The sequence below is a fragment of the Shinella curvata genome, assembly GCF_022899935.1.
Classification (GTDB): Bacteria; Pseudomonadota; Alphaproteobacteria; order Rhizobiales; family Rhizobiaceae; genus Shinella; species Shinella curvata.
In genome coordinates this window covers 235,888-260,968 of record NZ_JALJCJ010000007.1, presented here as the reverse complement: position 1 = coordinate 260,968, position 25,081 = coordinate 235,888, and the positions used below count along the sequence as shown (strand labels likewise).

The 25,081-nt window shown below is 63.0% G+C and carries 25 protein-coding genes and 1 pseudogene; 14 read left to right on the top strand and 12 right to left on the bottom strand.

Annotated features, from left to right (window positions below):
• From MUU55_RS29185 to MUU55_RS24330, 3 genes are all read right to left on the bottom strand, one after another.
• On the bottom strand, positions 1 to 1,175 hold a 1,175-nt coding region (locus tag MUU55_RS29185), incomplete at its 3' end, for a calcium-binding protein (RefSeq protein ID WP_425314227.1).
• A 1,125-nt stretch (positions 1,176 to 2,300) separates the two neighbouring features.
• Positions 2,301 to 2,429, bottom strand: a complete 129-nt coding sequence (locus MUU55_RS29180) for a hypothetical protein (RefSeq protein WP_280519101.1) — start codon at positions 2,427 to 2,429, stop codon at positions 2,301 to 2,303.
• 4 nt (positions 2,430 to 2,433) lie between these two features.
• Positions 2,434 to 2,712, bottom strand: coding sequence for a type II toxin-antitoxin system ParD family antitoxin (locus tag MUU55_RS24330; RefSeq protein WP_244763370.1), 279 nt, complete (start codon positions 2,710 to 2,712; stop codon positions 2,434 to 2,436).
• 619 nt (positions 2,713 to 3,331) lie between these two features.
• On the opposite strand from MUU55_RS24330, the gene MUU55_RS24325 reads away from it, so the two are divergent.
• Positions 3,332 to 3,955 carry a hypothetical protein gene (locus MUU55_RS24325; protein ID WP_244763369.1) on the top strand — a complete coding sequence of 208 codons (624 nt, stop codon included), beginning with the start codon at positions 3,332 to 3,334 and terminating at the stop codon, positions 3,953 to 3,955.
• Here the strand turns inward: MUU55_RS24325 and MUU55_RS24320 are convergent.
• The 4 genes and pseudogenes from MUU55_RS24320 to MUU55_RS24310 form a co-directional block, all read right to left on the bottom strand.
• Positions 3,894 to 4,220 (bottom strand): hypothetical protein, encoded by a 327-nt coding sequence (locus MUU55_RS24320; RefSeq protein ID WP_244763368.1) that lies wholly within the window; start codon positions 4,218 to 4,220, stop codon positions 3,894 to 3,896. The genes MUU55_RS24325 and MUU55_RS24320 overlap by 62 nt on opposite strands.
• Before the next feature lie 95 nt (positions 4,221 to 4,315).
• Positions 4,316 to 4,516, bottom strand: coding sequence for a hypothetical protein (locus MUU55_RS24315; RefSeq protein ID WP_244763367.1), 201 nt, complete (start codon positions 4,514 to 4,516; stop codon positions 4,316 to 4,318).
• Positions 4,517 to 4,546: 30 nt separating this feature from the next.
• Positions 4,547 to 4,714 (bottom strand): annotated as a pseudogene (locus MUU55_RS29400) (DUF6538 domain-containing protein); the annotation flags it as partial.
• Positions 4,715 to 4,990: 276 nt separating this feature from the next.
• On the bottom strand, positions 4,991 to 5,728 hold the full coding sequence (locus MUU55_RS24310; RefSeq protein WP_244763366.1) for a calcium-binding protein: 738 nt from the start codon (positions 5,726 to 5,728) through the stop codon (positions 4,991 to 4,993).
• Between the two features lie 260 nt (positions 5,729 to 5,988).
• Here MUU55_RS24310 and MUU55_RS24305 point away from each other — a divergent pair, with 260 nt between their 5' ends.
• Together MUU55_RS24305 and MUU55_RS24300 are read left to right on the top strand one after the other, a co-directional pair.
• Positions 5,989 to 7,611, top strand: coding sequence for an ABC-F family ATP-binding cassette domain-containing protein (locus tag MUU55_RS24305; protein WP_244763365.1), 1,623 nt, complete (start codon positions 5,989 to 5,991; stop codon positions 7,609 to 7,611).
• A gap of 49 nt (positions 7,612 to 7,660) precedes the next feature.
• Entirely contained in the window at positions 7,661 to 8,125 is a 465-nt protein-coding gene (locus MUU55_RS24300; RefSeq protein WP_244763364.1) for a hypothetical protein, read from the top strand.
• A 53-nt stretch (positions 8,126 to 8,178) separates the two neighbouring features.
• Here the strand turns inward: MUU55_RS24300 and MUU55_RS24295 are convergent, their stop codons facing one another.
• Positions 8,179 to 8,583 (bottom strand): (R)-mandelonitrile lyase, encoded by a 405-nt coding sequence (locus MUU55_RS24295; RefSeq protein ID WP_244763363.1) that lies wholly within the window; start codon positions 8,581 to 8,583, stop codon positions 8,179 to 8,181.
• A gap of 111 nt (positions 8,584 to 8,694) precedes the next feature.
• Here MUU55_RS24295 and MUU55_RS24290 point away from each other — a divergent pair, with 111 nt between their 5' ends.
• A complete protein-coding gene (locus MUU55_RS24290) occupies positions 8,695 to 9,909 on the top strand; it encodes a TIGR03862 family flavoprotein (protein WP_244763362.1) in 1,215 nt (404 codons plus the stop codon).
• Positions 9,910 to 9,916: 7 nt separating this feature from the next.
• Here MUU55_RS24290 and MUU55_RS24285 read toward each other — a convergent pair whose 3' ends face one another.
• Positions 9,917 to 10,702: an IclR family transcriptional regulator gene (locus tag MUU55_RS24285; protein WP_244763361.1), complete on the bottom strand. Its 786-nt coding sequence runs from the start codon at positions 10,700 to 10,702 to the stop codon at positions 9,917 to 9,919.
• Positions 10,703 to 10,927: 225 nt separating this feature from the next.
• Here MUU55_RS24285 and MUU55_RS24280 point away from each other — a divergent pair, with 225 nt between their 5' ends.
• Genes MUU55_RS24280 through MUU55_RS24245 form a run of 8 tightly spaced genes read left to right on the top strand, consistent with a single transcriptional unit; the run spans position 10,928 to position 19,084 of the window.
• Complete coding sequence (locus MUU55_RS24280; RefSeq protein WP_244763360.1) at positions 10,928 to 12,001, top strand: ABC transporter substrate-binding protein; 1,074 nt, start codon at positions 10,928 to 10,930, stop codon at positions 11,999 to 12,001.
• Positions 12,002 to 12,022: 21 nt separating this feature from the next.
• Positions 12,023 to 13,531, top strand: coding sequence for a sugar ABC transporter ATP-binding protein (locus tag MUU55_RS24275; RefSeq protein WP_244763359.1), 1,509 nt, complete (start codon positions 12,023 to 12,025; stop codon positions 13,529 to 13,531).
• A complete protein-coding gene (locus MUU55_RS24270) occupies positions 13,528 to 14,493 on the top strand; it encodes an ABC transporter permease (RefSeq protein WP_244763358.1) in 966 nt (321 codons plus the stop codon). Before MUU55_RS24275 ends, MUU55_RS24270 begins: the two co-directional genes overlap by 4 nt.
• Complete coding sequence (locus MUU55_RS24265; RefSeq protein ID WP_244763357.1) at positions 14,490 to 15,431, top strand: ABC transporter permease; 942 nt, start codon at positions 14,490 to 14,492, stop codon at positions 15,429 to 15,431. The genes MUU55_RS24270 and MUU55_RS24265 overlap by 4 nt, the downstream gene beginning before the upstream one ends.
• On the top strand, positions 15,428 to 16,384 hold the full coding sequence (locus MUU55_RS24260; protein WP_244763356.1) for an amidohydrolase family protein: 957 nt from the start codon (positions 15,428 to 15,430) through the stop codon (positions 16,382 to 16,384). The genes MUU55_RS24265 and MUU55_RS24260 overlap by 4 nt, the downstream gene beginning before the upstream one ends.
• On the top strand, positions 16,377 to 17,681 hold the full coding sequence (locus tag MUU55_RS24255) for an alanine racemase (protein ID WP_244763355.1): 1,305 nt from the start codon (positions 16,377 to 16,379) through the stop codon (positions 17,679 to 17,681). The genes MUU55_RS24260 and MUU55_RS24255 overlap by 8 nt, the downstream gene beginning before the upstream one ends.
• A gap of 35 nt (positions 17,682 to 17,716) precedes the next feature.
• Positions 17,717 to 18,061 carry a RidA family protein gene (locus tag MUU55_RS24250; RefSeq protein WP_244763354.1) on the top strand — a complete coding sequence of 115 codons (345 nt, stop codon included), beginning with the start codon at positions 17,717 to 17,719 and terminating at the stop codon, positions 18,059 to 18,061.
• A 9-nt stretch (positions 18,062 to 18,070) separates the two neighbouring features.
• Complete coding sequence (locus MUU55_RS24245; RefSeq protein ID WP_244763353.1) at positions 18,071 to 19,084, top strand: succinylglutamate desuccinylase/aspartoacylase family protein; 1,014 nt, start codon at positions 18,071 to 18,073, stop codon at positions 19,082 to 19,084.
• A 12-nt stretch (positions 19,085 to 19,096) separates the two neighbouring features.
• Here MUU55_RS24245 and MUU55_RS24240 read toward each other — a convergent pair whose 3' ends face one another.
• A complete protein-coding gene (locus MUU55_RS24240) occupies positions 19,097 to 20,281 on the bottom strand; it encodes a hypothetical protein (RefSeq protein ID WP_244763352.1) in 1,185 nt (394 codons plus the stop codon).
• A gap of 366 nt (positions 20,282 to 20,647) precedes the next feature.
• Here MUU55_RS24240 and purU point away from each other — a divergent pair, with 366 nt between their 5' ends.
• Entirely contained in the window at positions 20,648 to 21,532 is an 885-nt protein-coding gene (gene purU, locus MUU55_RS24235) for a formyltetrahydrofolate deformylase (RefSeq protein WP_244763102.1), read from the top strand.
• Positions 21,533 to 21,595: 63 nt separating this feature from the next.
• Here the strand turns inward: purU and MUU55_RS24230 are convergent, their stop codons facing one another.
• Complete coding sequence (locus MUU55_RS24230) at positions 21,596 to 22,900, bottom strand: NAD(P)/FAD-dependent oxidoreductase (RefSeq protein WP_425314226.1); 1,305 nt, start codon at positions 22,898 to 22,900, stop codon at positions 21,596 to 21,598.
• Positions 22,900 to 24,249, bottom strand: coding sequence for a glutamine synthetase family protein (locus MUU55_RS24225; protein ID WP_244763351.1), 1,350 nt, complete (start codon positions 24,247 to 24,249; stop codon positions 22,900 to 22,902). Before MUU55_RS24225 ends, MUU55_RS24230 begins: the two co-directional genes overlap by 1 nt.
• A gap of 178 nt (positions 24,250 to 24,427) precedes the next feature.
• Here MUU55_RS24225 and MUU55_RS24220 point away from each other — a divergent pair, with 178 nt between their 5' ends.
• Positions 24,428 to 25,081 (top strand): GntR family transcriptional regulator, encoded by a 654-nt coding sequence (locus MUU55_RS24220; protein ID WP_244763498.1) that lies wholly within the window; start codon positions 24,428 to 24,430, stop codon positions 25,079 to 25,081.

Here is a 25,081-nt window from a genome sequence, read left to right as displayed (position 1 = left end):
CTTTCGAGAACGTCGCCTGCGCCGCCGTAGATCATATCGTTGCCCGCGCCGCCGATGAGCGTGTCCGCGCCAGAGCCACCGGAAAGCTCGTCGTTGCCGGAGCCGCCCGTGACAGCCAGAGATGTGAAGCTATTTGAAGAACCGCCGGTGTTGAGAAAAACACCTGTGAAGGACAGGTAGCTGCTATTTGCCTGTATATCTGTGGTCAGTGCGGAAAGGTCGGCTTCAAGCCGCTCGAAGCCGTAAAGCGTTGCTGAACCGCGTGTATCCGCATGAACGACGAGGGTGTCGGAGCCGTCGTTCCCGTTGAAATAGGACGGATCATTGTATGTCATGCCGCCGCTGGAATAGGAGTTCGACAGCGTTGCACCGCTCAGGTCCAGCGTGTCATCTCCGGAACCGAAGCTGAGGCCGAAATGCTCGAATCCGGAAATGATGGTGCCCGGCACGATCTCGTAGTCGGATGCTGCCTGATCCGTGACCTTGAAGTTGATTGCCATCGCTACATCCGTCAGATGCAGGTCGAGGTGGTCGGTCCCATCGCCGCCGCGCATGGTCGCGCCAGCCTCGCCGGAGATCATGTCGTCGTCGTCGCCGCCTTCGAGAACGTCGCCTGCGCCGCCGTAGATCATATCGTTGCCCGCGCCGCCGATGAGCGTGTCCGCGCCAGAGCCACCCTCGAAGTAGTCATTGCCCGAACCACCATTCGCGGTGCCGCCGAGTGATGCTCCTGAAGTGAAGGAAAACGTGTCGTTACCGTTCGAGCCGATGTAGTTGTATTGCTGATCGGCCATCCATCCAATGATGTCGACGTTCAGCCAAAGATCGGAAAGAGGACGCGGATCATAAGCAGGGTGGTAGCTTGCATGTGTCTCGAAATGCAGGCTCTCGTACGTGATCGTAATTTCGGAGGAAGCATACATCGTCGTCGTGTCGAAGACCGCATGCTGTACCACGTACCAGTAATATTCGCCGTCCCCGTCAAGCAGATGATAGGAGGTATTGGTCCACGTTCCTTCGCCATCAATATAGGCGCTCGCAGATGAAGCCCACCACGCTTCGGGGTCGTAGGACTGACCGGCATCATGGGCGTTGACTGAGCCGTTTCCAAAAACCAGGGAGCCCCAGGTTTGTGCATCACCGTCAGCATCAGTTGCAATGATATTAAATGCCATTCGAAAAACCCCACCTCTGCAATCTGTAGGTGAAGAGGTACAAACTTCTTTCAAATTCGGCAACTTGCAAATCCAATCAAAGTTACTTGCTACCCGTGTCCCTGCGCTTCGAGCGCCAGTCGATGAAACACAACTGCATTCTCGATCAGCCCAAGTGTGACACCTCTTTGGTCAGAAGGGGGAATTTGCGCCGGTGGTTTCATGAAACCATCCTTTTCTGGAAGGTTTCGAGGAGGAAGCTCATGGATGCGAGGGCACGGAAACGGGAGCGGCGGACCTGCATGGATCGGCTGCGGCGAGAGGCAGGGAGACCGCGGCGAATCGATGCGGCTGGTAAGGTCGTGCTGAAACTGTTCGGCCTGCTCTCGGCTGTTCTCGCATAGCTCCGGCCAAGCTGGAAATTATTTCCGCGTCCGGGTGGGACCGTCGGCAGCCGCCGTCATGGTATCCGAACGGACCTGCTGCATGGCGCGCGAGCGCGGTCTGAACCGGAAGACAATCCGAAGGAACCGAAACAGCCGGCACCCGCGCTACGCCCGAAAGCGACGGCATCATGGCTGCGGCTGGTCAAGGACCTGGACCGCAGGCCGACGCGAGAACGGGCGCGGGAACTCATCGAAACACGGATTCCTCCGGCGTTGGATTGGCTGCGGGATATGATCCGGGAGAAGACTGGCTTGCGCCTCGACTGGTCGAATCCGCGAACGGGCGCTTTGGGCAGCGAGAAGATGGGAGGCTATGCGTATGCCGCCGGCTCCGCCTGCCGCTCCAGGAGTGTCCGGTGATACGGACGTCACGCCTCCGGCAGGACCACGGCCGAAGTGACCCAAGAGCGTATAATGGGGATCGGACGGGGCAAGGACAGGGGACAAAACGAGCGGAAGGCCCGCGCCCGCAAGGTAGCGTCGTAGGGCCAGGAGCGAGCGGGCGGATTGGGACGAAGGGTCGTCTATGGCAGCGCTTTCCGGAACATCCTGCCGCTGAGCATGCGGCTACTATCGAGCGCCCGGACAAGGTCGACCTGCCTCTTCCCGTAGCGATAGAGGATCAGATAGCGGCCGAGCGTCAAATGACGGCAGCCCTTGGCGGTGTCGGAACGGGCAGGGCCAGCAAAAGGGTGGTCGATCAAAAGCAGGCGCGGGCATAGAGCCTGTCAACGAACTCATCGGCCGTCGTCTGGTTGTCCTTCGCAATGTGATCCCAGATGGCGAGAACATCGTCTTCGAAGACTGGAAGGTAGTTCAGCGTTACCATATGGTCAGTTGCCCGATGCGAGACGTTCACGCCCCCTGCGCTTGATGATCTCGCTGAAGGTTTCCGTCATGGGCCGCGCTTCTCCGCTGGCGATGCCTTCGTCCCACAGCAGGCGCACCTCCTCAACGGTGTATCCGTGCAGGTCGCGACGTTCCTTCCACTGGCGCAATGCCTCGCGGATGACCTCGCTGGCATTGCCGAATTCGCCGCCTGCAACGGCCTGGTCTACGACCGCCGCGATTTCCACTGACAGGCTGACGCTGCGTTTCTCTACAATGGCCATGAACAAGTCCTCCAAGTCGGAACTTGGTGGCATCTATTGCTACCGTGAACAAGCATGGCTCACGGCCCTTCGCCGCCGAAAGGGCGGCGTCGCCGTTTGAGGGACTTGCGGACATTGAGAGCATCTGAGCGTCGAGCATAGCGACCGTTCACGGGCGGCGCGGGAATTCTCGCATGGCATGATCGGTTAAGAGAGTAGCCACAGGAGCGTGAGCATGGCGACCCGGAGGGACGCGCGAGATTGACTGCTCCCGACATGCCATTCCGAATCCATCCCTGAAACGGTCGGTCCGGCCCCGCTCAAGCACTGTGGGCCGTCCAGTCCCTACCCCTGCCGGGACTTCCTGCGGTCCTTCCGGTCCAGATAGGAACCGAGATCGAGTCCTTCCGGGAGCGGAAGAGCCGTCAGGACTTCAATTTCCGTAGGCAGTTCTTCAAGGTCCTTCGCCCCGTACCCTCTCGATATGGTCTTGAAGGTATGCCCGGTCTGTAGGTCGTTCGTGCGGTCATCGACACGGGAAAGTTGCACGATGTCCTTCGCTGTATACCGGGTGCAATGAACACGCGCTCCATCAGCTTGTGAATGCCGACATCTTTCAACATGCGGTTCATTCGCTTCGATGCGGCCCGGGATCGGCGACACGCTCCTTGTCGTGATAGAAGGATGCTGGAAACAGCCAGTCGGCATCGCGGCGGCTCTTTGCATAGTCGATGAAACCAACCTCCGCGAAAATTTCATGGAGCGCGATGATGCGTTTCGACGTTGGAGTCTTGGTCTTGCGTTCTTCGAAGCCGCCGTCTTCCGCGATAAGTTCAAAACGCAGGTCGATGATCCAGTATTTGGCCCCGGTGAATGCGTTCTGCCTCTGATAGATGTCCCTGCCCTGCAGGAAGATCAGTTCCGCGATACGCGCGCCCGTAATCGCCCCAAGCAGGGGCAGCTACATCATTTCGCCGCGTCCCTCCTGCGCGGCATGAGCGAACCATATGTTCAGTTGCCCGACCTTGAAAGGTTGCCGCTTGACGGAACTGCGGCCATCCATGCGAACGTCGGCATCGCCGAAGGGCGACTGGAAGCGATGTTCGACGGCCATTTGCCGGAAGAAATGCTTGAGCGGCGAGAAATAGTTCGTTTCTATCGTCTTCGTTGTCATCGTTGGACGCGGGATTTTGAGCCTTTCGTTATAGTCGGCCGCCTGCTGATGTGTCCTTCCCTTGAGGTGCGGCACCACGCTCATATTTAGGGACGCGGGCCAGCAGGTTCGACCAACGCTGAAAATCGAGGGATGTGTATTTGTCGATGGGCTTGTCGCCCGCGAACGTGATAAAATCCGTGATGCGGTTGTAGTCCGTGGCGATCTTCTTCGGATCGACCGTCGTCTTCCTCCGGACTTCGGTCCACGTCTCCAGCGCTTCGGACGAAAGCGGCCGCAGCGGCCCTTCGATAGAGGTCTGTACCTTCTCCGACAGATCTGCGACCTGTTGAGACATGGCATTGAAGCTCTTCATGACGAGCTCCAAGGTCGCCATATCTTCCGGAGGACGATCGTTCCCAAGCCGTTGCTGCTGCTCTATGACCTGATTTATTCGAGGCTGGACATCGGCTATCGTGTCGCCGAGGGTCTTGAGCTTTGCACCATTTTCTGACGCCTGCCTTCCTCAACAAGCACTCGAACTTCGGTTTTCTGAACTTCAAGCGCAAGGTATGTTTTGTGAAGTGCTTCGACCTCATGAGCATTGGCGATCAAGGCTTCTACCATGTCGGTCAGTTCAGCAATGATTGCGTCACGGATGTCTGCCGCCATGTTTTCTCGCCGCGATGATCTGACAGCCGTGAATAGCTGATCGGCGTGACCGGACAGTAAACGAGCCTTCCGGCGCGCCTCGGCTGCCGTAATGCGGCCAAGAGGAATACGGATCGGCGTTCGGCCTATTCTGTCTTGAAGGTCGCTCGGGACGGCAATCTGGAATCGGAAGCCGCTTGTTCTATGAGAAAGGTACAGGTTCCGTCATGGGTATAGCTTCCGGCGCATGTTTGATGATATAAAATCAACGGCTTATGACAGGCTTGGGGATTTCTCCCGCTCTCTCCGCCATAAATCTTGATTCTTAGCTGGTTACCCCCCGGGCTCTGGAGCCCGGTTGCTGGCTGTTCCTCGGTTTGCCGAAGCCTGCTTCCCGTTTGCGCAACAATGCCTTTATAAACGAACACCGCCGAAGGGATCGGCGGCGCATTGGTCGTGGCGGGGATTTGCGCATGGCCAGCGCCGCTCGGAGCTTTACCAGCTGAAGTCGTCGCGGCTGAGTTCGCTGAGGCGGGTGTCCTCGATCACCAGGTGGTCGCTGCCGGCGCGGAGGACGACGTCGGTGCCCGACTGCTTGGCTGCATTGCGGATGTCGGAATAGCTGTCGAACGCGTTGTAATAGGATACGTCGATTCGGTCGTCGCCGTTTTCGAAGTCGGTGACGGTGTCGCGACCGCCGTTGAAGACGAAGACATCCGCGCCTTCGCCGCCGGTCATCCGGTCGTTGCCGGCGCCGCCGTTCAGGATGTCGTTGCCTTCATGCGCGACGATGCGGTCATTGCCGGATTGGCCGAAAATCCTGTCGTCGCCTTCACCGCCGGAAAGCGTGTCGTTGCCGGAGCCGGCGTGGATCGTGTCGTTGCCTTCACCGCCGCTGATGGAATCGCGCCCCTTGCCGGCCACGGCATAGTCGTTGCCTTCCCCGAGGTTCAGCCGGTTGTTGCCGTCGCCGGCGCGCAGCACGTCGTCGCCCTCGCCGCCCCACAGCCTGTCGTTGCCGCTGCCGGATACGATACGGTCGTTGCCCGAGCCGCCCCAGACCTGGTTGTGGCCGCTGCCGGCCTCGATACGGTCATTGCCTTCCTCGCCGTAGAGGAAGTCGTTGCCGCTAAGGCCGTAAAGCAGGTCATCGCCCGAACGGCCGTACAGATAATCCTGCTGGTTCGTCCCGACGATCCGGTTGTCGTCGTCGTTTCCGCGTTTCGTCACCATTTGAAAGCTCCTCGGTTCACCGGCACCATTGCCGTGTTGCGAGGGAAGAACGGAGCGTCTGGCGGCTTATTCCCATCGAAATGCATTTTTTGATGGAGAGGCTTGTATCTTGTGGTTTGCTTCGCGATGGGTATCCGCCGCCCGGCGGGAGGTGCTGAGCGGGACGAGAGCCTGAATTTGCGGGTTTTCCCTGCATCTGCGCATGGACTCTTTGCATCGCGGCATGGCATAGGGCGCGGAACACCACGAGGCCTGTTTTCATGATCCGCATCGAGAATATCAGCAAGTCCAACAGCCACCGTATCCTCTTCATCGAGGCGTCGGCTGCGTTGAACCGGGGCGAGAAGATCGGGCTCGTGGGGCCGAACGGCGCCGGCAAGACGACGCTTTTCCGTATGATCACAGGGCAGGAGGCGCCGGATGAGGGGCAGGTCTCCGTCGAGAAGAACGTCTCGATCGGCTATTTCAGTCAGGACGTCGGCGAGATGGCGGGACGCAGCGCCGTCACCGAAGTGATGGACGGGGTGGGGCCGGTGAGCACGGTGGCCGCCGAACTGCGCGAACTCGAGGCGGCGATGGTCGATCCTGACAGGCTCGACGAGATGGACGCGATCATCGAGCGTTATGGCGAGGTGCAGGCGCGTTACGAGGAGCTCGACGGTTATGGGCTGGAGAGCCGGGCGCGCGAAGTGCTGGCGGGTCTGAGTTTCAGCCAGGAGATGATGGACGGCGATGTTGGCAAGCTCTCCGGTGGCTGGAAGATGCGCGTGGCGCTGGCCCGCATCCTCCTGATGCGCCCGGACGTCATGCTGCTCGACGAGCCGAGCAACCATCTCGATCTCGAAAGTCTGATCTGGCTGGAGCAATTCCTGAAGGGTTATGACGGCGCGCTTCTGATGACCTCACACGACCGCGAGTTCATGAACCGCATCGTGACGAAAATCATCGAGATCGATGCCGGCTCGCTCACCACCTTTTCGGGCGACTACGGCTTCTACGAGCAGCAGCGCGCGCAGAACGAGAAGCAGCAGCAGGCGCAGTTCGAGCGCCAGCAGGCGATGCTCGCCAAGGAAATCAAGTTCATCGAGCGCTTCAAGGCGCGCGCCTCCCATGCCGCGCAGGTGCAGAGCCGGGTCAAGAAGCTCGACAAGATCGAGCGCGTCGAGCCGCCGCGCCGGCGCCAGACGGTGATGTTCGAATTTCAGCCGGCGCCGCGTTCGGGTGAAGATGTCGTCAATCTCAGGAATGTCGACAAGGCCTATGGCAGCCGGTCGATCTACAGCGATTTCAGTTTCCTCATCCGCCGCCGCGAGCGCTGGTGCGTCATGGGTGTCAATGGCGCCGGCAAGTCGACGCTTCTGAAGCTGGTCGCGGGGGCCGCCAATCCTGATCGGGGCAGCGTGACCATCGGGGCAAGCGTCAAGGTCGGCTATTTTGCACAGCATGCGATGGACCTTCTCGATGGCGACCTGACGGTCTTCGAATGGCTTGAGACCGAGTTTCCGCGTGCGGGGCAGGGACCTTTGCGCACGCTTGCCGGTTGCTTCGGCTTTTCCGGCGACGACGTCGAAAAGAAGTGCCGCGTGCTCTCCGGCGGCGAGAAGGCACGGCTGGTGATGGCGGCGATGCTGTTCGATCCGCCGAATTTCCTGATCCTCGACGAGCCGACGAACCACCTCGACCTCGATACCAAGGAGATGCTGATCAAGGCGCTCTCCGACTATGAGGGCACCATGCTTTTCGTCTCGCACGACCGGCATTTCCTGGGTGCCTTGTCGAACAGGGTGCTGGAACTCAACGGTGACGACGTGCATCAATATCCGGGCGGCTATAGCGAATATGTCGCCCAGTCCGGCCATGAGGCGCCAGGTCTCCACCCCTGATTGGTTGCCGTCGGGTGCTTGCGTTCGGACAAGGGGATCGGAGGGACGCATGGACCGGAAAAAAGCGCTCTATCGCAGCGTCAATACGCGCACCCACGGCGTGCGTCATGGCGGCGGCGAGGACTATCGATCCTCAAGGCGGCGCGAGGATCGCGTGCATGCCGGCGCCATGGGGGGCAAACAGCGGCACGGGCTTGATTATACACCCCTCTTCCGCTTCCTGCTGTCGCGGGTCGGTGAGGACTGGGACGTCGTTCATGCCGAGGCGGTGGCCCGGCTCGACAAAGCCGAACCGATCTTCTGGGTGGTCGCCCGGTCGGACGCGGAGCGAAAACCCTTCGTGCGGATGAGGGAGAGCGCCTACTACAGCGGTCTCTTTGTCGATGGCGACAATCGCCTGCAGCGCGTCGATCCGACACTGACCGTCGAGCAGATGGAGCCGGGCTGCGCCTGCTGCACGCACACGTTCAACGGCGTTCCGTTCACGCGCAAATACCAGCCGCCAGAAGATTAGAGCATTTCGGCAAGGGGTGCGAGGCGGCTTGGCGTCCGGAAACGTTCCGGGCTTCAACCGGACCGGCCCAGATATTGCTCCTCCGTCACCTTCTCCAACCAGGTCACGGGCGAGCCGTTTTCCGACTCGGCGATGGCGATGTGGGTCATGGCCGTGTTGTCGGTGGCGCCGTGCCAGTGTTTTTCTCCGGGCGGGAACCAGACGACGTCGCCGGGGCGGATCTCCTCGATCGGGCCACCCTCGCGCTGCGCCCAGCCGAGCCCCGACGTGACGATGACGGTCTGGCCGAGTGGATGGGTATGCCAGGCGGTGCGTGCGCCCGGCTCGAAGGTGACGATCGCGCCGCCCGCACGGCCGGGCACCTCGGCCTTGAAGGGCGTGTCGAGGCGGACTGTGCCGGTGAAGTAGTCGGCTGGTCCCGGTGTCGAGGGGCTGGTGCCGTTGCGCTTGATATCCATGGGTTTCTCCCGATTCGGAATGCCGATCCTATATCGATCGGGCGGCGGGATCACTGGCGGAGCCGCCTCGGACGCACTATGACGGCGAAGAAGGTTCAGGGGCGAGCGTGCATGGGTGAAAAACGGATCGGGATCGTTGGCGGTGGGCCGGCCGGATTGATGGCGGCGGAAGTTCTGTCGGCGCGCGGCCACGCCGTCACCGTGCTGGAGGCGATGCCGACCATCGGGCGAAAATTCCTGCTGGCGGGCAAATCGGGTCTCAACATCACCCATTCCGAACCCTATGCGCAGTTTGCCACGCGTTTTGGCGCGGCCAGTGCATCGTTGCGCGCCGCTCTCGACGGGTTCACGCCCGATGCCCTTCGGGCATGGGCGGAGGAGCTCGGTACGGAGACCTTCGTCGGTTCGTCCGGCCGTGTTTTTCCGATAGTCATGAAAGCCTCGCCGCTGCTGCGCGCATGGCGTGCCCGGCTGGAAAGGCAGGGTGTCGATATCCGGATACGCCATCGCTGGACGGATTTTTCCGAGGATGGATTGCGTGTCGAGACACCCGATGGCGAGAGGATCATGGCGTTCGATGCCGTGCTCCTGGCGCTGGGTGGGGCGAGCTGGCCGCGCCTTGGATCGGACGCGTCCTGGGTCGACCCCTTGGGTCGGCGCGGTGTCGATATCGCACGCCTGCGGCCGGCCAATTGTGGTTTCGATGTTGCGTGGTCGGCGTTTTTCATCGAAAAATTTGCCGGAGCGCCGGTGAAAGGCGTCACGGCGCGATCGGCAGCCGGTACGATTCCCGGCGAGTTCGTCGTTTCGAGAAACGGTATCGAGGGCAGTCTGGTCTATGCGCATGCGGCAGCGTTGCGCGACGATCTGGAAGAAAACGGCGCGGCAACGCTGATCCTGGATCTCGCACCGGGGCGGAGCGCCGAACGGCTGGCCGCGGATTTTGCCCGGCAGGGCGGCAAGGCGAGCTTTTCCACCCGCTTGCGCAAGGGGATGGGGCTCGATGGCGTCAAGGCGGCCTTGGTGCGCGAGTGCCTTGTCGATCTCCCCGGCCTGACCCCGCAAGCGATGGCGGCTGCGGTGAAGGCGCTGCAGGTCCCTCTCCTGCGCCCCCGCCCCATTGCCGAGGCGATTTCTTCTGCCGGGGGCGTTCGCTTTACTGCGATCGGTGAGGACTACGGGCTGACCGCGCTGCCGGGCGTCTTCGCCGCCGGCGAAATGCTCGACTGGGAGGCTCCGACGGGCGGCTACCTGCTGACCGCCTGCTTTGCCACCGGCCGTGCGGCTGCGGATGGGATCGATCGCTGGCTATCCCGGAAAGTCTGATCTTGTTTCAGGCGCGTCTCGACTGAAGCGGCGCGTGGCTGAGACGGCGGGCGGCGTCCTTCAGGCAGTCGAGATAGCGGTCGCGGTTGGCAAGCCCGTCGTCGCGCGGAGCGACAAGGCAGAGCGTTGCGGCGGCATGTCCCGCATCGTCCGTGACCGGCACGGCAAAGCAGTGCGTGAAGCTGTCGACGATGCTGTTGAAAGTGAAATGGCCGTCCCGCTCAGCCTGCCGCACTTCGGTCAGAAAGGCCGCCGGATCGAGCCATTCGCCGCCCGGCAACTGGAAATCCCGCTCCGGAATGAAGGAAAGGATTTCCGCGTTTGTCATATGCGCGACGAGCAGGCGGCCGGAGGCCGTCCACGGGATCGGCACCGACTGGCCGATATCCGTCGAGATCCGGAAGGGGCGGGCACCCTCGCGCATCCGCACGACGGTGTATTTGTTGCCGTCCAGCATGCAGAACTGCGCGGTTTCGCGTGTTTCGTCGGCCAGCCGTTCCAGGGCTGCCTCGCATTCGCGGGTGAAATCGAAATGGTTCTCATAGGCCGCGCCGAGGAAATAGAGCTTGCGGCCGAGATAGACGCGGCCCTCGCCGCCGGTAAACTCCAGGATACCGTTGCGCAGCAAAAGGTTCACCAGCTCGTAGACCGATGAACGTGGCGCGCCGATCTGCGCGGCGATCTCGTTCGGTTTCAGCGCCTGGCGCTTCTGGCGCAGGAAATCGAGGATCTCGAAGGCGCGGTCCAGTCCGCGTGCGCGTTTTCCCGCCGCCTCGTCCAGACCTGCATCCATCGTCGTTCCTTCCTGCCTTCGTTGCCGTCAAGCTTCTCACGCCCGGCGCGTCCGCTGTCAATGCGGGCCTGCTTTCGGCCGCCAACGAATTTTTTTCCCCCCTCTTGCGGGGCGCAAAATTCCGCATAAGATTGCGACGTCCAGTATTTGGATCATATGTACATTATATTGGACGGAAACGGATGGCAAGCCCGTTCTGCTGCCGCACACAAAAGGGGATCGACAATGAAGATTTTTGAAAACGGCCTGTCCGCCTCGCTGCGCAGCCGGCTCCTCGCGGGCGCCGCCGCCGCTGCAACCCTGCTCGTCTTTTCCGCCGGCACCGCGTCCGCCGCGGCCAACTGCATCAAGGGCGACCGCAAGGCGCCCTACACGGTTGGATGGGCGAACATCTATTCGGTGCCGACCTGGATGAAGCAGACGGAAGGCACGATCGCCGCCGAGGTCGAGGAGCTGAAGAAGGCCGGTCTCGTGAAGGACCTGATGATCACGGACGCGCAGGGCAATGCCCAGACGCAGATCCAGCACATCCAGTCGATGATCGATGCCAATGTCGACGCCATCGTCGTTATCGCCGGCTCGTCCAACGCGCTCGACCGCGTGATTTCCGATGCCTGCGACAAGGGTATCGCGGTCGTGAACTTCGACAGCCTCGTCAATACGGACAAGGTGACGGCGAAGATCAACACCGATTCTGCCGAATGGGGCGCGGGTGCGGCCAAGTGGCTTGCCGACCAGCTTGGCGGCAAGGGCAAGATCATCGTCATGAACGGGCCGGCCGGCATTTCCGTCAGCGACGACCGCCGCAAGGGCGCCCAGCCGGTGCTCGACGCCAATCCGGGCCTCGAAATCATCACCGAGACGAACACGGAATACAACGCCGCGCCCGCGCAGGAAGCGATGACAAGCCTGCTCTTCGCCAATCCGGAAATCGACGGCGTGCTGTCGCTCGGCGGGGCGATCTCGGCCGGTTCCGTCATGGCCTTCGATCGCCAGGGCCGCGAGCAGGTGCCGGTGACGGGCGAGAACGCCCGCCAGTTCCTGGAACTGTGGAAGGAAAAAGGCCTGAAGGGCTGGGCCACCATGCAGCCGAATTGGCTTGGTGCGCTCTCGGTCTACACCGCCGTTCAGGCGCTGGAGGGCAAGGACGTGCCGGCCTTCGTCAAGGTGCCGCTGCCGGTCATCGACGACAGCACGATCGACAGCTACCTCGCGCGGGCGGAAAATTTCCCGGCTGACGGCTACATCTACTCGGATTACGACCAGGCGCTCTTCGACAAGCTGCTCGCCCAGAAGTAATCCCGCTCAAAGGATGCCGTCATGACGGATCAAAAACCCCTGCTGGAAGCCCGGCAGGTGTTCAAGGGATTTTTCGGCAATCCCGTTCTGAAGGGCGTCGATATCGCCCTTCGCCCGGGCAGGGTTCACGCTCTGCTCGGGGAGAACGGTGCGGGAAAGTCCACGTTGATCAACCTTCTCTCCGGCGCCCTTCAGCCGGACAGCGGCACGATTGCCGTCGACGGCAAGCCGGTCGGGCGTTTCAGCCCAGCCGCCGCCCGCGCAGCCGGGATCGCCGTGGTGCAGCAGGAGCTGAGCCTCACGGCGGACCTGTCGATTGCGGAAAATATCGGCCTTGGCGCCTTCCCGCGCCGTTTCGGCCTGATCGACTATGCCGAACTGCATCGCGGCGTGCGGGAGGTCTGTGCCATGGTCGGTCTTACCGAGCCGCTCGACATGCCCGTGGCCGATCTCGCGCTCGGCCGGCGTCAGATGGTGGAGATCGCCAAGGCGCTCTATCGCAGGCCGCGCGTGCTGATCCTCGACGAGCCGACCTCCTCGCTTTCGGCGCACGAGGCCGGCATTCTCGCCGATGTCATCGAGGCGCTGCGCGATCGCGGCACCGCACTTCTCTACATTTCGCATCGCCTCAACGAGGTGCAGGCGCTTTGCTCCCACGTCACGGTGCTCAAGGATGGCGGCGTCACGGCCGACCAGTCGCTGTCGGGCATCGACGGCGAGGGGCTGGTCCGCCTGATGGTCGGTCGCGAGACGGGCGATCTCTTTCCACCACGCGCCGCCGCCAATCCCGGCGTTTTGCGCATCGGCGTCGAGGGCTTTTCGGCGGGCCTCGTGCGTGACATCACCTTCTCCGGCCGCGCCGGCGAGATTATCGGCATCGGCGGCCTGGTGGGGCAGGGGCAGGAAGACCTGCTCCTCGGCCTCTACGGCGCCATTCCGGCCAAGGCGGTCAAAGCGGAGGTCTCCGGCAAGCCGGGCTTGCCCGCCGATGTCGGTGCGGCGAATGCCGCAGGCCTCGTCTATGTGCCGGCTGACCGCAAGCACGAGGGGCTGGTCCTGCCCCATTCCATCGCGTCCAACCTGATCCTCCCCTCGCTTGGACGCCTTGCCCGCAACGGTTTTCGCGATCGCGCCGCCGAAACTGGGCTGATTGCCGAGCTTGCCAAACGGCTCACCATCAAGGGTGACGTGGCTCGTCCAGTCCAGGCGCTTTCCGGCGGCAACCAGCAGAAGGTGGCGCTGGCCAAATGGCTGCCGCTCGATCCCTCGGTGCTGTTGCTCAACGATCCGACACGCGGCGTCGACATCGAGACCAAGCGTGAGATTTATTTGATGCTGCGCGGTTTCGCCACCGAAGGCCGGCTTGTCATCATCGCCAGCTCCGATACGCCGGAGCTCGTGCATCTTTGCGACCGCGTGGTGGTGCTGCGCGAGGGCGCGGTCGCCGCAGAGCTTTCCGGCGGGGCGATCAGCGAAGAGGCCATCGTCGGCGCGGCCATGGGCGTCGACAGAAAGGGAGCGGCCGCATGAGTGCTGTTTCGTCCTCGGGCTGGCTCTACGGCGCCATCCAGCGCCGCCGCAACCGCGGCCTTGGCGGTCTCTACCTCGTCGTCGCCGCTTTCCTCATTCTCTATGCCGTGCTGTTTCCGGGCATTCTCTCGGTCGGCGGTTTCTCGAAATTCACGCAGAATTGGTTTCCGCTCGCCCTCGTGACGATGGCGCAGGCCTTGCTGATGCTGAATGGCGGTATCACGCTTGCCATCGGCCCGCTTGTCAGCCTCGGTGCCGTCATCGCGGCAACCACGATGGATGGCATGTTCGGCGTGCCCGGCGGCATTCTTGCCGTCGCGCTGACCGGCCTTGCCATCGGCACGGTCATCGGGGCGATCGTCGCGCATCTGAGGCTTCCCGCGATTATCGTCACGCTGGCAGGCTCCTTCATCATAACCGGCGTGGCGCTCATCCTTTTGCCGCGTCCCGGTGGCTTCATTCCCGACTGGCTGTCGAATACGCTCGCCGGCCACACGCCCGTCGCCTTCCTGCTTCTCGTTGTCGTGCTGCTTTTGTGGAAGGCGTTTCTCGCGACGCCGCTCGGCCTCGGCATCTATGCGGCGGGCGACAACCCCGTTGGCGCCTTCCGTTCCGGTGTGCCGGTCGAGCGAGCAAAGATCGCGGCCTTCGCGCTTTCCGGCCTGCTCACCGCGCTCGCCGGCCTCTTCGTGGCGGCGCAGACGGGCTCGGGCGATCCTGTCATCGGCGCGCCCTTCACGCTGAACTCCATCGCCGCCGCGGTGCTTGGCGGTGTCGGCTTCCTCGGCGGCAAGGGCACGATGCGCGGAGCGATCTGCGGCAGCCTGCTGCTCTCGGTCATGATCAACGTGATGTTCTTTCTCGGCTTTCCACCGGTCGCGCAATATGTGGCGCAGGGGCTGATCATTGTCGGCGCCGTTGCTGTGCCGGAACTACTGAAGTCGTGGAGGGCAAGGCGATGAATGCCGTGAAAACCATCTTCCGCAATCCGCCGCTGCTGACATTCGTGCTGGTTGCGCTCGTCTGGCTGGTCGCCAGCTTCACGCTGCGCGGTTTCGGCGCCTACGGGCATCTGCGCTATCTCCTGGAGCTTGCCGCCGTGATCGGCATCGCTGCCGCCGGCCAGACCCTCGTCATCCTCATGGGCGGTATCGATCTCTCGGTCGGTGCGGTTATCACCGTCACGGCAATCCTTCTGCCGCTGATCTCGCCCGCCTGGGACCCGACCGGCCTCGTCGGCATCGCGCTGGCATTGTCGATCGCCACCGGTATCGGCGTCCTCAACGGGGCGGGAGCTGCCTATCTCCGTGTCCCACCGATCATCATGACGCTGGCCATGGCGACATTCCTGCAGGGATTGCTCGTCATCGTCGCCGGCGGCAGCGCCGTCACCGTGAGCAATCCGGCGGTCATTCTGCTTGGTCAGTCCCGACCGCTCGGCGTTCCCTCCGGCGTTCTGCTCTGGCTCGCCGTGTCGGCCGTCGTGCTCATCCTCATCCATCGCATGCCGATCGGCGCGCGTTTTCTCGCCATCGGCGCCAATCCGCTCGCTGCCCGCCTTTCGGGTGTCAGCCTCCCGCGCAACACGCTGATTCTCTATGCACTTTCGGGCTTCTTCGCAGGACTTGCCGGCATTCTGGTGCTGGGCATGAACCGGCAGGGCTATGTCGGCATCGGCGATCCCTACCTGCTGACGTCGATCGCCGCCGTCGTGCTCGGCGGCACCTCCATCCTCGGTGGTCGCGGCACCTATGCCGGCACCATTCCCGGCGCCATCCTGCTTGTCACGACGACCGCACTGATTACCGTCGTGAATGCCTCGCCCGGCTGGCGTTCGATCATGTTCGGCACGCTGATCCTGGCGCTGCTGCTCGTTTCCGGTCGCGAGGCGCGGCGATGACGGTGCGTTACAGCGGGCCGGTCATCGACCCGCACCACCATCTCTGGGACCTCTCGCTCGGTCGCCACCCCTGGCTGGAAAAGGCCCGGGTGAACGGCGGCGAAATGGTCTATGGCAGTCTCGCGCCGATCCTGCGTGACTATGGCGTGGCAGACTATTGCCGGGACGCGGCAAACCAGAACGTCGTCGCCACGGTGCATGTCGAGGCCGGCTGGTCGGATGCGCATCCGCTGGAGGAAAGCCGCTGGCTGGGTGGTCTCGACCGCAGCACCGGTATCGCCCGTCGCTATGTTGCCCGTGTTTCGCTCGACAGTCCCGATGCCGCCCGCCTCATCGCGGCCGAGGCGGACAATCCCGACGTCGTCGGCATCCGCGACATCGTGAGCTGGCACGCGGATCCCTCAAAGAGCTTCGCGCCGCGGGCCTATCGCATGGCCGATCCGGTCTGGCGGGCCGGCCTTGCCGAACTTTCCCGCCATGGCCTCGTCTTCGACCTGATGCTCTACCCCGGACAGATGGGCGAAGCGCTCGATCTCGTGCGGGCCTTTCCCGAAACGCTCTTCGTGCTCAATCACGGCGGCAGTCCGGCCGACCGTGATGAGACCGGCATGGCGATCTGGCGCAGCGGCCTGCGGGCGCTTGGCCGCGAACCGAATGTGCGGCTGAAGATTTCCGACCTCGTCGCCTATGACAATGACTGGACGCTGGAAAGCCTGTCGCCGGTCATCGAGCATTGCCTCGATTGCTTCGGTCCATCGCGTGCGATGTTCGCCAGCGATTTCCCGGTTGCCGGCCTCCATGCCTCGTTCGATGAGATCTACGGGGTCTTCCGCACGCTGGCCGCATCGCTTTCGCTCGACGAACAGCGGGCGCTTTTCTTCACCACGGCCAATGAAACCTACCGTCTCGAACTGGCTGAGCCCGTTACGGCCAAGGGAGAAATGCATGTCTGACCGTCACGCCGCCGATATGCTGATTGACGACCGCATCCGTGGTTTTCCGCCCGGGCATACGGCGCTGCCGCTCGAAGCGATCGGCCGGCAGGGCTGGAAGCCCTTTGACGGGGAAATGGCCTTGCCGCTGATTTCGCTCGACCAGACGGCTTTTGCCGGAAATGTCGCGGCGATGATGGCCTATGTGAAGAGCCATGGCATCGAAATCGCCCCCCATGCCAAGACACCCATGTCGCCTGCTCTGTCCAGTGCGCTGCTTGCGGCCGGCGCCTGGGGCACGACGGTCGCCGATATCCGTCAGGCGGCCGTGCTGTTGAAGGCCGGTCAACGCCGGTTGATCCTCGCTAACGAGATCGGGGGCCCCGCCGCTGCCCGCCGCCTTGCGGCGTTGCTTTCCGGCTATCCGGACTCGGACGTCCATATCTTCGTCGATTCTGCTCCCCTTGCCGAGGCGCTCGCCGCCGCGTGGCAGGCGCGTGGCGACCTGCCGCTGCTGGGGCTGCTGGTAGAGCTCGGTGCCGGGCGCGCCGGGGCACGCAACCTCGCGGATGCGGAGAAAATCCTCGATGTCGTCCTCAGTGCTGAAACACCCGCCTTCCGCCTGACCGGCATTGCCGCCTATGAAGGCGCGGCCGCGACGGCAAATGCAGCGGAGACGCTTGCCCGGATCGACGCGTTGATGGGCCTGACGGCGGCGTTCCTTCCGCAGGTCCGCGCCCGGATCGGCGACGGGCGGCCGCTCCTCGTGACGGCTGGCGGCTCTGTCTTCTTCGACCGTGTCGTGGCCGGTCTCTCCGCTGCCGTCGAGGACGATCCCGATTGCCGGCTCATCCTGCGCAGCGGGGCGATCTTCTTTCACGATCACGGTGTCTACGAGCGCGGCCTTGCCGGTCTGGATGCGCGCAATGGTTTTCGCGTAGGGGCGGATATCTGGTCCGCTTCCAAAAAATTCACGCCGGCGCTGCGGGTCTGGGCGGAGGTTCTTTCGCTGCCGGAGCCGGGCCTCGCCATCTGCGGCATGGGAATGCGCGACGTCGCGATCGACCAGGACCTGCCGCGCCCGCTGGCGCTCTACCGGGGTGGCGCGCTGCTCGGCGATTTCAGCACCGCCTCCGTGCTGCGCCTCAACGACCAGCACGCCTTCGTGACGGTTCCCGCCGATGCCGATGTCGCCATCGGCGATGTCGTCGAATTCGGCATTTCGCATCCCTGCACCTGCCTCGACCGGCATGCCATTCTCTATGGCCTCGCACCCGACCACACGGTCACCGCGGCCTTTCTCACCAGCTTCGGCTGATCTCTCCTCCCAAGGCAAGAAAAGGAAAACACTCCATGATCCAGCGTTACCAGAAGGGTTCGCGCATGAGCCAGGCCGTCAGCTACGGCGGGCTTGTCTACATCGCCGGTCAGGTCGCGGAAGACCGCAAGGCCGGCATCGAAGGTCAGACGGGGGATGTGCTCAGCAAGATCGACGCTCTCCTGAAGGAAGCCGGTACGGATCGCTCGAAGTTGCTCGCCGTCAACGTCTTTCTGCCTGCCATTGTCGATTTCGACGCGATGAACGGCGTCTACGATGCCTGGATCGACCCGGCAAACCCGCCGGCACGCGCCTGCGTCGAGGCCCGGCTTGCCGATCCGGACCTGCGCGTCGAGATGACCGCCGTCGCGGCACTCTGAGGAGCGGCCATGCACAGCGGCGTCGTCAATCCGATTGATTTTGAATGCGACGGCCGGCAGGCTGGTCACCTCGCCATTCCCTATTCGGTCGATCGCTCGCCCTATTACCAGATCCGTATTCCCATCCTGCGCCTGAAAAACGGCGCGGGGCCGAGCCTTCTTCTGATGGCGGGCAACCATGGCGACGAATATGAGGGCGAGCTTCAGCTCGGCCGGCTCATGCGCCGGCTCGACGTGTCGACGATACGCGGGGCCGTCACCATCCTGCCGATGGCCAACCTGCCGGCCGTGATGGCGGCAAAACGCTGCTCGCCTTTCGATGGCGGCAATCTCAACCGCGCCTTTCCGGGCGATCCCGCGGGCACGCCGACGGCGCGTATGGCGCATTTCCTCGAACGCGATCTCTTCCCGCGACACGACGCAGTGCTCGATCTGCATTCGGGCGGCACCTCCATGGCGCATCTCGCCTGCACGCTGATCGAGCGGCAGGCGGATGCGGCGCGGTTCGAGCGGTCCGTGGTGCTGATGCGGGCGATGGGGGCGGCCCATGCCTTCATCGCCGATAACGGGCTGGCAGCACCGACCTCGATGGGCGCGGCTTGCCGGGCCGGCACGATCGGCCTTTCGGGTGAATTCGGCGGTGGCGGCACGGTGACGCCCGAGAGCATGGCCTTCACGGCTGCGGCGATCGACCGTCTGATGATTTCGCTCGGCATTGTCGACGCGCCGCAGCTGTCGCGCGCGCCGCTTCCCACGCCGCCCTCCCTGCAGCTTCTGTCGCTCTCGCGGCACAGTCAGGGCATCTATGCGACCAGGCGTGGCTGGTTCGAACCGGCGGTGCCGCTCGGGAAACGCATTGAAGCCGGCGACCGTGCCGGCTGGTATCACGATCTCGAACGGCTGGACCTGCCCGAGGAGGAATTGCACTTTGCCGAGAGCGGCATCGTCATTTCCCACCGTCTGCACACCGACAGCCAGGCCGGCGACTGCCTGATCCAGGTCGCCGAGCCGGTCGATGGCTGAATGTCCGCGCGATCACGTGATCGCTCGGACGGCCTCGTGCACCCAATCGAGGCGCTTTGCCGGGATGAGCCCGTAATTGTAGAAATTGACGCCGTCGGCGCCCGCGTCGACGGCGGCTTTGGCGCGTGCAGCGAGGATCGCGGGGCCATCGACCTCGGGATAGAAAACGCGAAGTCCGAGCCCCAGGAATTTTTCGTTGCCAAGCATGGACCGGCCGGTGCGAATGACGCCACCGATGGTCTGCGGCGTCATGTCGTAGCAGCAGAGGATCGCACCGTCGCAGAGTTTGCCGACATCTCCAAGATCGACGCCGCCGAGCCAGCCGTCCTTGAGGTCGATCAGCACGATGCGGGTCGCGGCATCGGCGGCGGCCTTGATCTCTCCGATCAGGCTGCTCACCGGTTCGAAACGCCAGGCAAGGAAGGCGTGCAGCTCCGGATAGGCGCGGAAAGCGTCGATGCCGGCGTCCGGAAAGTCCGGGAACTGCTTTTCCGGTACGGCGCGCTCGCAAAGTTCGGCGATGAAGCGGGAGACGGCTTTCCGCGCGCCCTCGATCGGCACGCCCGCCTTGCGGGCGCGCGCCGTGCAATGATCGCAGAAGCAGAGGGACAGCAGAAAATCGTCCTCGGCATTGAGGCCGACGCCGTCCTTTTCGTGGTGGTGCTCGTGGGCGAAGCCCATGAAATTCGGGCTCTCGAGCTCCAGCATATCGGGTTTGTAGTTCGTGGTGATGTCGCGCACGAGTGTCACGACATAGTCGCGTGCGGCAGGGCTCGACGGGCACAGATTATAGGTGTTGGCGTTGCCGAAGGCGTTTCGGGTGACGTGATCGGGATGCAGTTCACCGAGCCGGCTGTTGTGAAGGCACACCGTCCAGCTGGAGACCTTGAGGCCTGTCGCGGCCCGTGCCTTTGTCAGCGCATCCAGCATGTCGCCGCGTTCGACAACATTCTGCGCGACCAGCGGGCGGATCGTCTTGTCCTGCCAGAGGGTTTCGTCCGGCCGGAAATAGACCGTGCCGTCCTCCGGAAAATAGGCCTTCTGTGTGGGGCTGCGCGGCTGGAGGAAGCGGCCGGCATGGTAGGAGGTGGCAAGGCTGACCGTGTTGAGGCCGGCACGGCCCGAAAGCTCGGCGGCGAGCGCCTCAAGTCCCTGGTCCTGAACGTCCCAGGGGTAGGTCCACATGGAAAGATGCATGATCGACTCCCGTCTGATATGTCCAGTGTATAGAACATGTGTCCATAATAGTGTCCAGCGGGATTTTCGGTGCCGGAGCGCGGCTTGCATTTCTGATAGAAACGCTTTCTGCCTGCCATCACAGGGGATCATGCCGCAGACCGTTTCGGTGTCGTCAGGCGACTGCGAAGCGCATCGGCGGCATTTTCGATGCATTGGATGTCGCGAACCGGAGGGATTCCTTGCAAGAGGCGGCGTAGCTTCTCGTCATTGCAGGGGCTTGCGCTGGCGCAAGCGGCCTGAAATATGCGCCGAGCCGTAAATCCGGCGACAGACAGGGGATCGCCGGTGCTTGCCCCGCACCGGCCGAACGCGAGAAACGAACCGATGAAAAGCCACGTCCTGACCGTATCCTGCCAATCGACCCGCGGTATTGTGGCCGCGATCACCGGCTACCTCGCCGAAAAGGGGTGTTACATCTCGGACAGTTCGCAGTTCGACGACCTGGAGACGGGCCTGTTCTTCATGCGGCTGACCTTCCTTTCCCAGGAAGGCGTATCGGAGGACGATATCAAGGCCGGTTTTGCGCCGGTCGCCAAGAAGTTCGCGATGACCCACCGCTTCAACGACAGCGACGAGCGCATGAAGGTGCTGCTCATGGTGTCGCGCTTCGGCCATTGCCTGAACGACCTGCTCTACCGCTGGAAGATCGGCGCGCTGCCGATCGACATCGTCGGCGTCGTGTCGAACCACTTCGATTACCAGAAGGTCATCGTCAACCACGACATCCCCTTCCACCACATCAAGGTGACGAAGGAGAACAAGCCGCAGGCCGAGGCCCGGCTGATGGAGGTGGTGGAACAGTCCGGCGCCGAGCTGATCGTGCTTGCCCGCTACATGCAGGTTCTGTCGGATGCGGTGTGCAAGAAGATGTCGGGCCGCATCATCAACATCCACCACTCGTTCCTGCCGTCGTTCAAGGGTGCCAACCCGTACAAGCAGGCCTTCGAGCGCGGCGTGAAGCTGATTGGTGCGACGGCGCACTACGTCACGGAGGATCTCGATGAAGGTCCGATCATCGAGCAGGACGTGGCGCGCATCACGCATGCGCAGTCGGCGGAGGATTATGTGTCGATCGGCCGGGACGTGGAGAGCCAGGTTCTGGCGCGGGCGGTACACGCCCATATCCACCACCGCACCTTCATGAACGGCAACAAGACCATCGTCTTCCCGCCGTCGCCGGGCTCATACGCTTCGGAGCGCATGGGCTGATTTAAGCCATCTGACAAAAAAGGCCGGCGAAAACGCCGGCCTTTTGCTTGGGAGGTATCGGTCTCAGAGACCGAAGGCGTCTTTGAACTGGTACCACCAGGAGCCGATGGTCGAATACTGGGCGCGGAACATGCGCCCGCCCGGGAAGGGGATCCAGGGCAGCTTTTCGAACTGGCTGAAGCGCGAGAGATCGCCGTGGATCGCTTCCGAGAGGATTTTGCCGAAGAGATGCGAGCCGGTGACGCCGTGGCCGCTGTAGCCGTGGGCGAAATAGGTGTTCTTGCCGATCTTGCCCATCTGCGGCACGCGCGAGAAGGACAGCGCGAAGTTGCCGCTCCAGGCGTAGTCGATCTTCACGCCCTTCAGTGACGGGAAGACCTTTTCGAGGTTCGGGCGGATTTTCGCGCGCACGTCCGCCGGGTCGGTGCCGCCGTAAACCGTGCCGCCGCCGAAGATCATGCGCTTGTCGGCCGACAGGCGGAAATAATCGAGGATGTAGCGGACGTCCTCGACGCACATGTCGGAGGGGATGAGCGCATCGGCGCGCTCGCCGAGCGGTTCGGTGGCGACCATCTGGGTCGAGACCGGCATGACGCGCGACACGAGTTTGGGCACGACATGACCGAGATAGGCATTGCCGCAGATGACCGCGGCGTTGGCCGTGACGCTGCCTTTGGCCGTGTGGATAACAGGCTTTTCGGCATCGTGTTCGACGCGGATGACCGGCGACTGTTCGTAGATCACGCCGCCGAGCATTTCGAGCGCTGCGGCCTCGCCGAGCGTCAGGTTGAGCGGGTGCATGTGACCGCCGGTCGTGTCCAGCATGCCGCCGATATAGGCGTCGGTCTTCACCAGCTTCTGGATCGCCGCCTTGTCCAGCATCTGGTGGTCGTCCATGCCATAGCTCTTCCACAGCGCCTTTTTGTGCTCGAGGTCCTTCATATGGGCGGGCGTATAGGCGGCGTAGATGTTGCCGGTCTTCATGTCGCAGTCGATATTGTACTGCGAGACGATGCGGCGGATGATCTTGCCGCCTTCCTGCACGAGGCCGCCGACGAAGGCGCCGGCCTGGTCGCCGTAGCGGCGCTTGATCGTGTCGAGGCTGGCGTTTAGGCCGTTGACGATCTGTCCGCCATTGCGGCCGGAGGCGCCCCATCCTATGCCCGCACCCTCGACCATCACGACCTTGTAGCCCTTTTCCGCCAGATGGATGGCGGTGGACAGGCCGGAATAGCCGGCGCCGAGCACGGCGACGTCGGCCGTGACCGCGCCCTCAAGCATCTTCGGCGTGCGGATGATGTTGCGGGAGGCAGCGTAGTAGCTGTCGGGATAGGCGCCGTTGCCGGCATAGGATCGGGTGTTGGCCATCAGACGATTTCCAGGTAGGCGCTGAATTCGAAGTCGGTCACCTGTTCGGCGAAACCGGCGATTTCCTGCCGCTTGCAGGCGATCAGCATGGAGCGGAGATCCGCGTCGAAGATTTCCGAGACGATCGAGCCGTTCTCGAAGGCGGTGACGGCCGAGCCCCATTCCGAGGGGATGCGCGGCAGCTGCGTTTGGTAGGCTCGACCCGAGACCGGTGCCGGCGGCTCCCACTTGTTGCGGATGCCGACCAGGGCCGCGCCGAGGATGCCGGCCATGACGAGATAGGGGTTGGCGTCTGCGCCGGCAACGCGGTGTTCGATGCGCCGCGCCTTGTTGCTGCCGCCGGGAATACGAATGGCCGCAGTGCGGTTCTCGTAGCCCCAGGAGACCGAGGTCGGTGCATGCGTATCCGGCCGCAGGCGGCGGTAGGAGTTGAAATGCGGTGCAAACAGCAGCGTCGATTCCGCCATGCCGCGCGTCAGGCCCGCGACGGCATGTTTCATGATGTCGGATCCCTCAGGCGTACCGTCGTCGAAGACATTGTTGCCGTCTTCGTCGATCAGGCTGAAATGCATGTGCATGCCGCTGCCCGAGCGCATGCCGTAGGGCTTCGCCATGAAGGTGGCGGCGAAGCCGTGTTTGCGTGCGATGCCCTTGACGATGCGCTTGAAGAACAGCGCGTCGTCGGCGGCCTTCAACGGGTCGTCGGAATGCATGAGGTTGATTTCGAACTGACCGATGCCGTTTTCGGCGACCGCCGAATCCGCCGGCACGTTCTGGCGCTCGCATTCCGCATAGACGTCGGAGAAGAACTGGCCGAAATCGTCGAGCTCGTCGATCGACAGGATGGCGTCGGAATCCAGCCGCTTGCCGGTATAGGGCGAGATCGGCGGCTGGGCATGATCGGGTTCGGCGTCGATCAGGTAGAATTCCATTTCAGAGGCGACGACGGGGCGAAGGCCAAGCTCATGGTACTGCCGGACGATATTGGCGAGCGCCTGGCGCGGGTCGGCAAGAAAGGGCTCGCCGCTCTCCTTGAAGAGCCAGAGGGGCACGACGGCCGACGGCTTCAGTGTCCAGCTGACGGGCAGCGCGCCCCGGCCGGTCGCCGCGCAGATGCCGTCCATGTCGCCCGAGGCGAAAACGTGGCTGGAGCCGACGATGTCTTCACCCCAGACATCGACGCCGACGATGGAAAGCGGCATGCGGATGCCGCCCTTCAGGACCTTTTCCGCCTGTCCCACCGGCACGCGCTTGCCGCGCAGAATGCCGTTCAGGTCGCAAACGACGGCTTGAATGCTCTCTACGCCGTCGGCGGTGATCAGCCATTCGGAATCTTCGTTCAGAGCCATAATTTGTTCCCTATCACATAATTATTTTTGTGATCACATTTTCAAGATATGCACACTTTCTTGTCGCGGGTCAAGCTGCTAGAACCTCTCAATAAGGATAGGTTAGCAACCGACAGCCTGTCACGGGAGGAATGGATTGGGCAATCTGGCGCTGGAACCTCTGGACCGACCGGACGGCATGACGACGCATGAATATGCGCATCGGCGCCTGCGACAGGCCATCATGGTCGGCTCCATCAGGCCGGGCGAATCTCTGACCATCCGCGGCATCGCTGAAGCGATGGAGAGTAGCCCCACGCCGGTGCGCGAGGCATTGCGCCGCCTGTCCTCGGAAGGGGCGCTGCGGGTGCTCGACAACCGCCGCATCATGGTGCCGCGCATGACGGCCGACCGGTTCAGCGAGCTCGTCTCGCTGCGCTCCGTGCTGGAGCAGCACGCCGCCCGCCGCGCGGTGCCGCACATCACCGAGCGCTGCATCGACAGGCTGGAGGAGGTCGACCGGGCGCAGGACGAGGCGATCGCGCGCAAGGACAATGCAGCCGCGCTGCTCCTGAACCAGGAATTCCATCGCACGCTCTATTCCGCCAATCCCGAGCAGGTGATCATGCCGATGGTGGAGAGCATCTGGCTCCAGCTCGGCCCCTTCCTCGGCATCGCCATGGAGCATGTCGCGCAGCTCTATTTCGTCGATCGCCATCAGGAGGCGATCGCCGCCCTGCGCAAGCGTGACGAGGATGCCGTTGCCGCGGCGATCAAGGCCGATATCTCCGAGGGTATCGGCGGTTTCGAGCGTGCTGCGATCGAGAACCTTTTGCGGCTGGCTGGTCAGTAG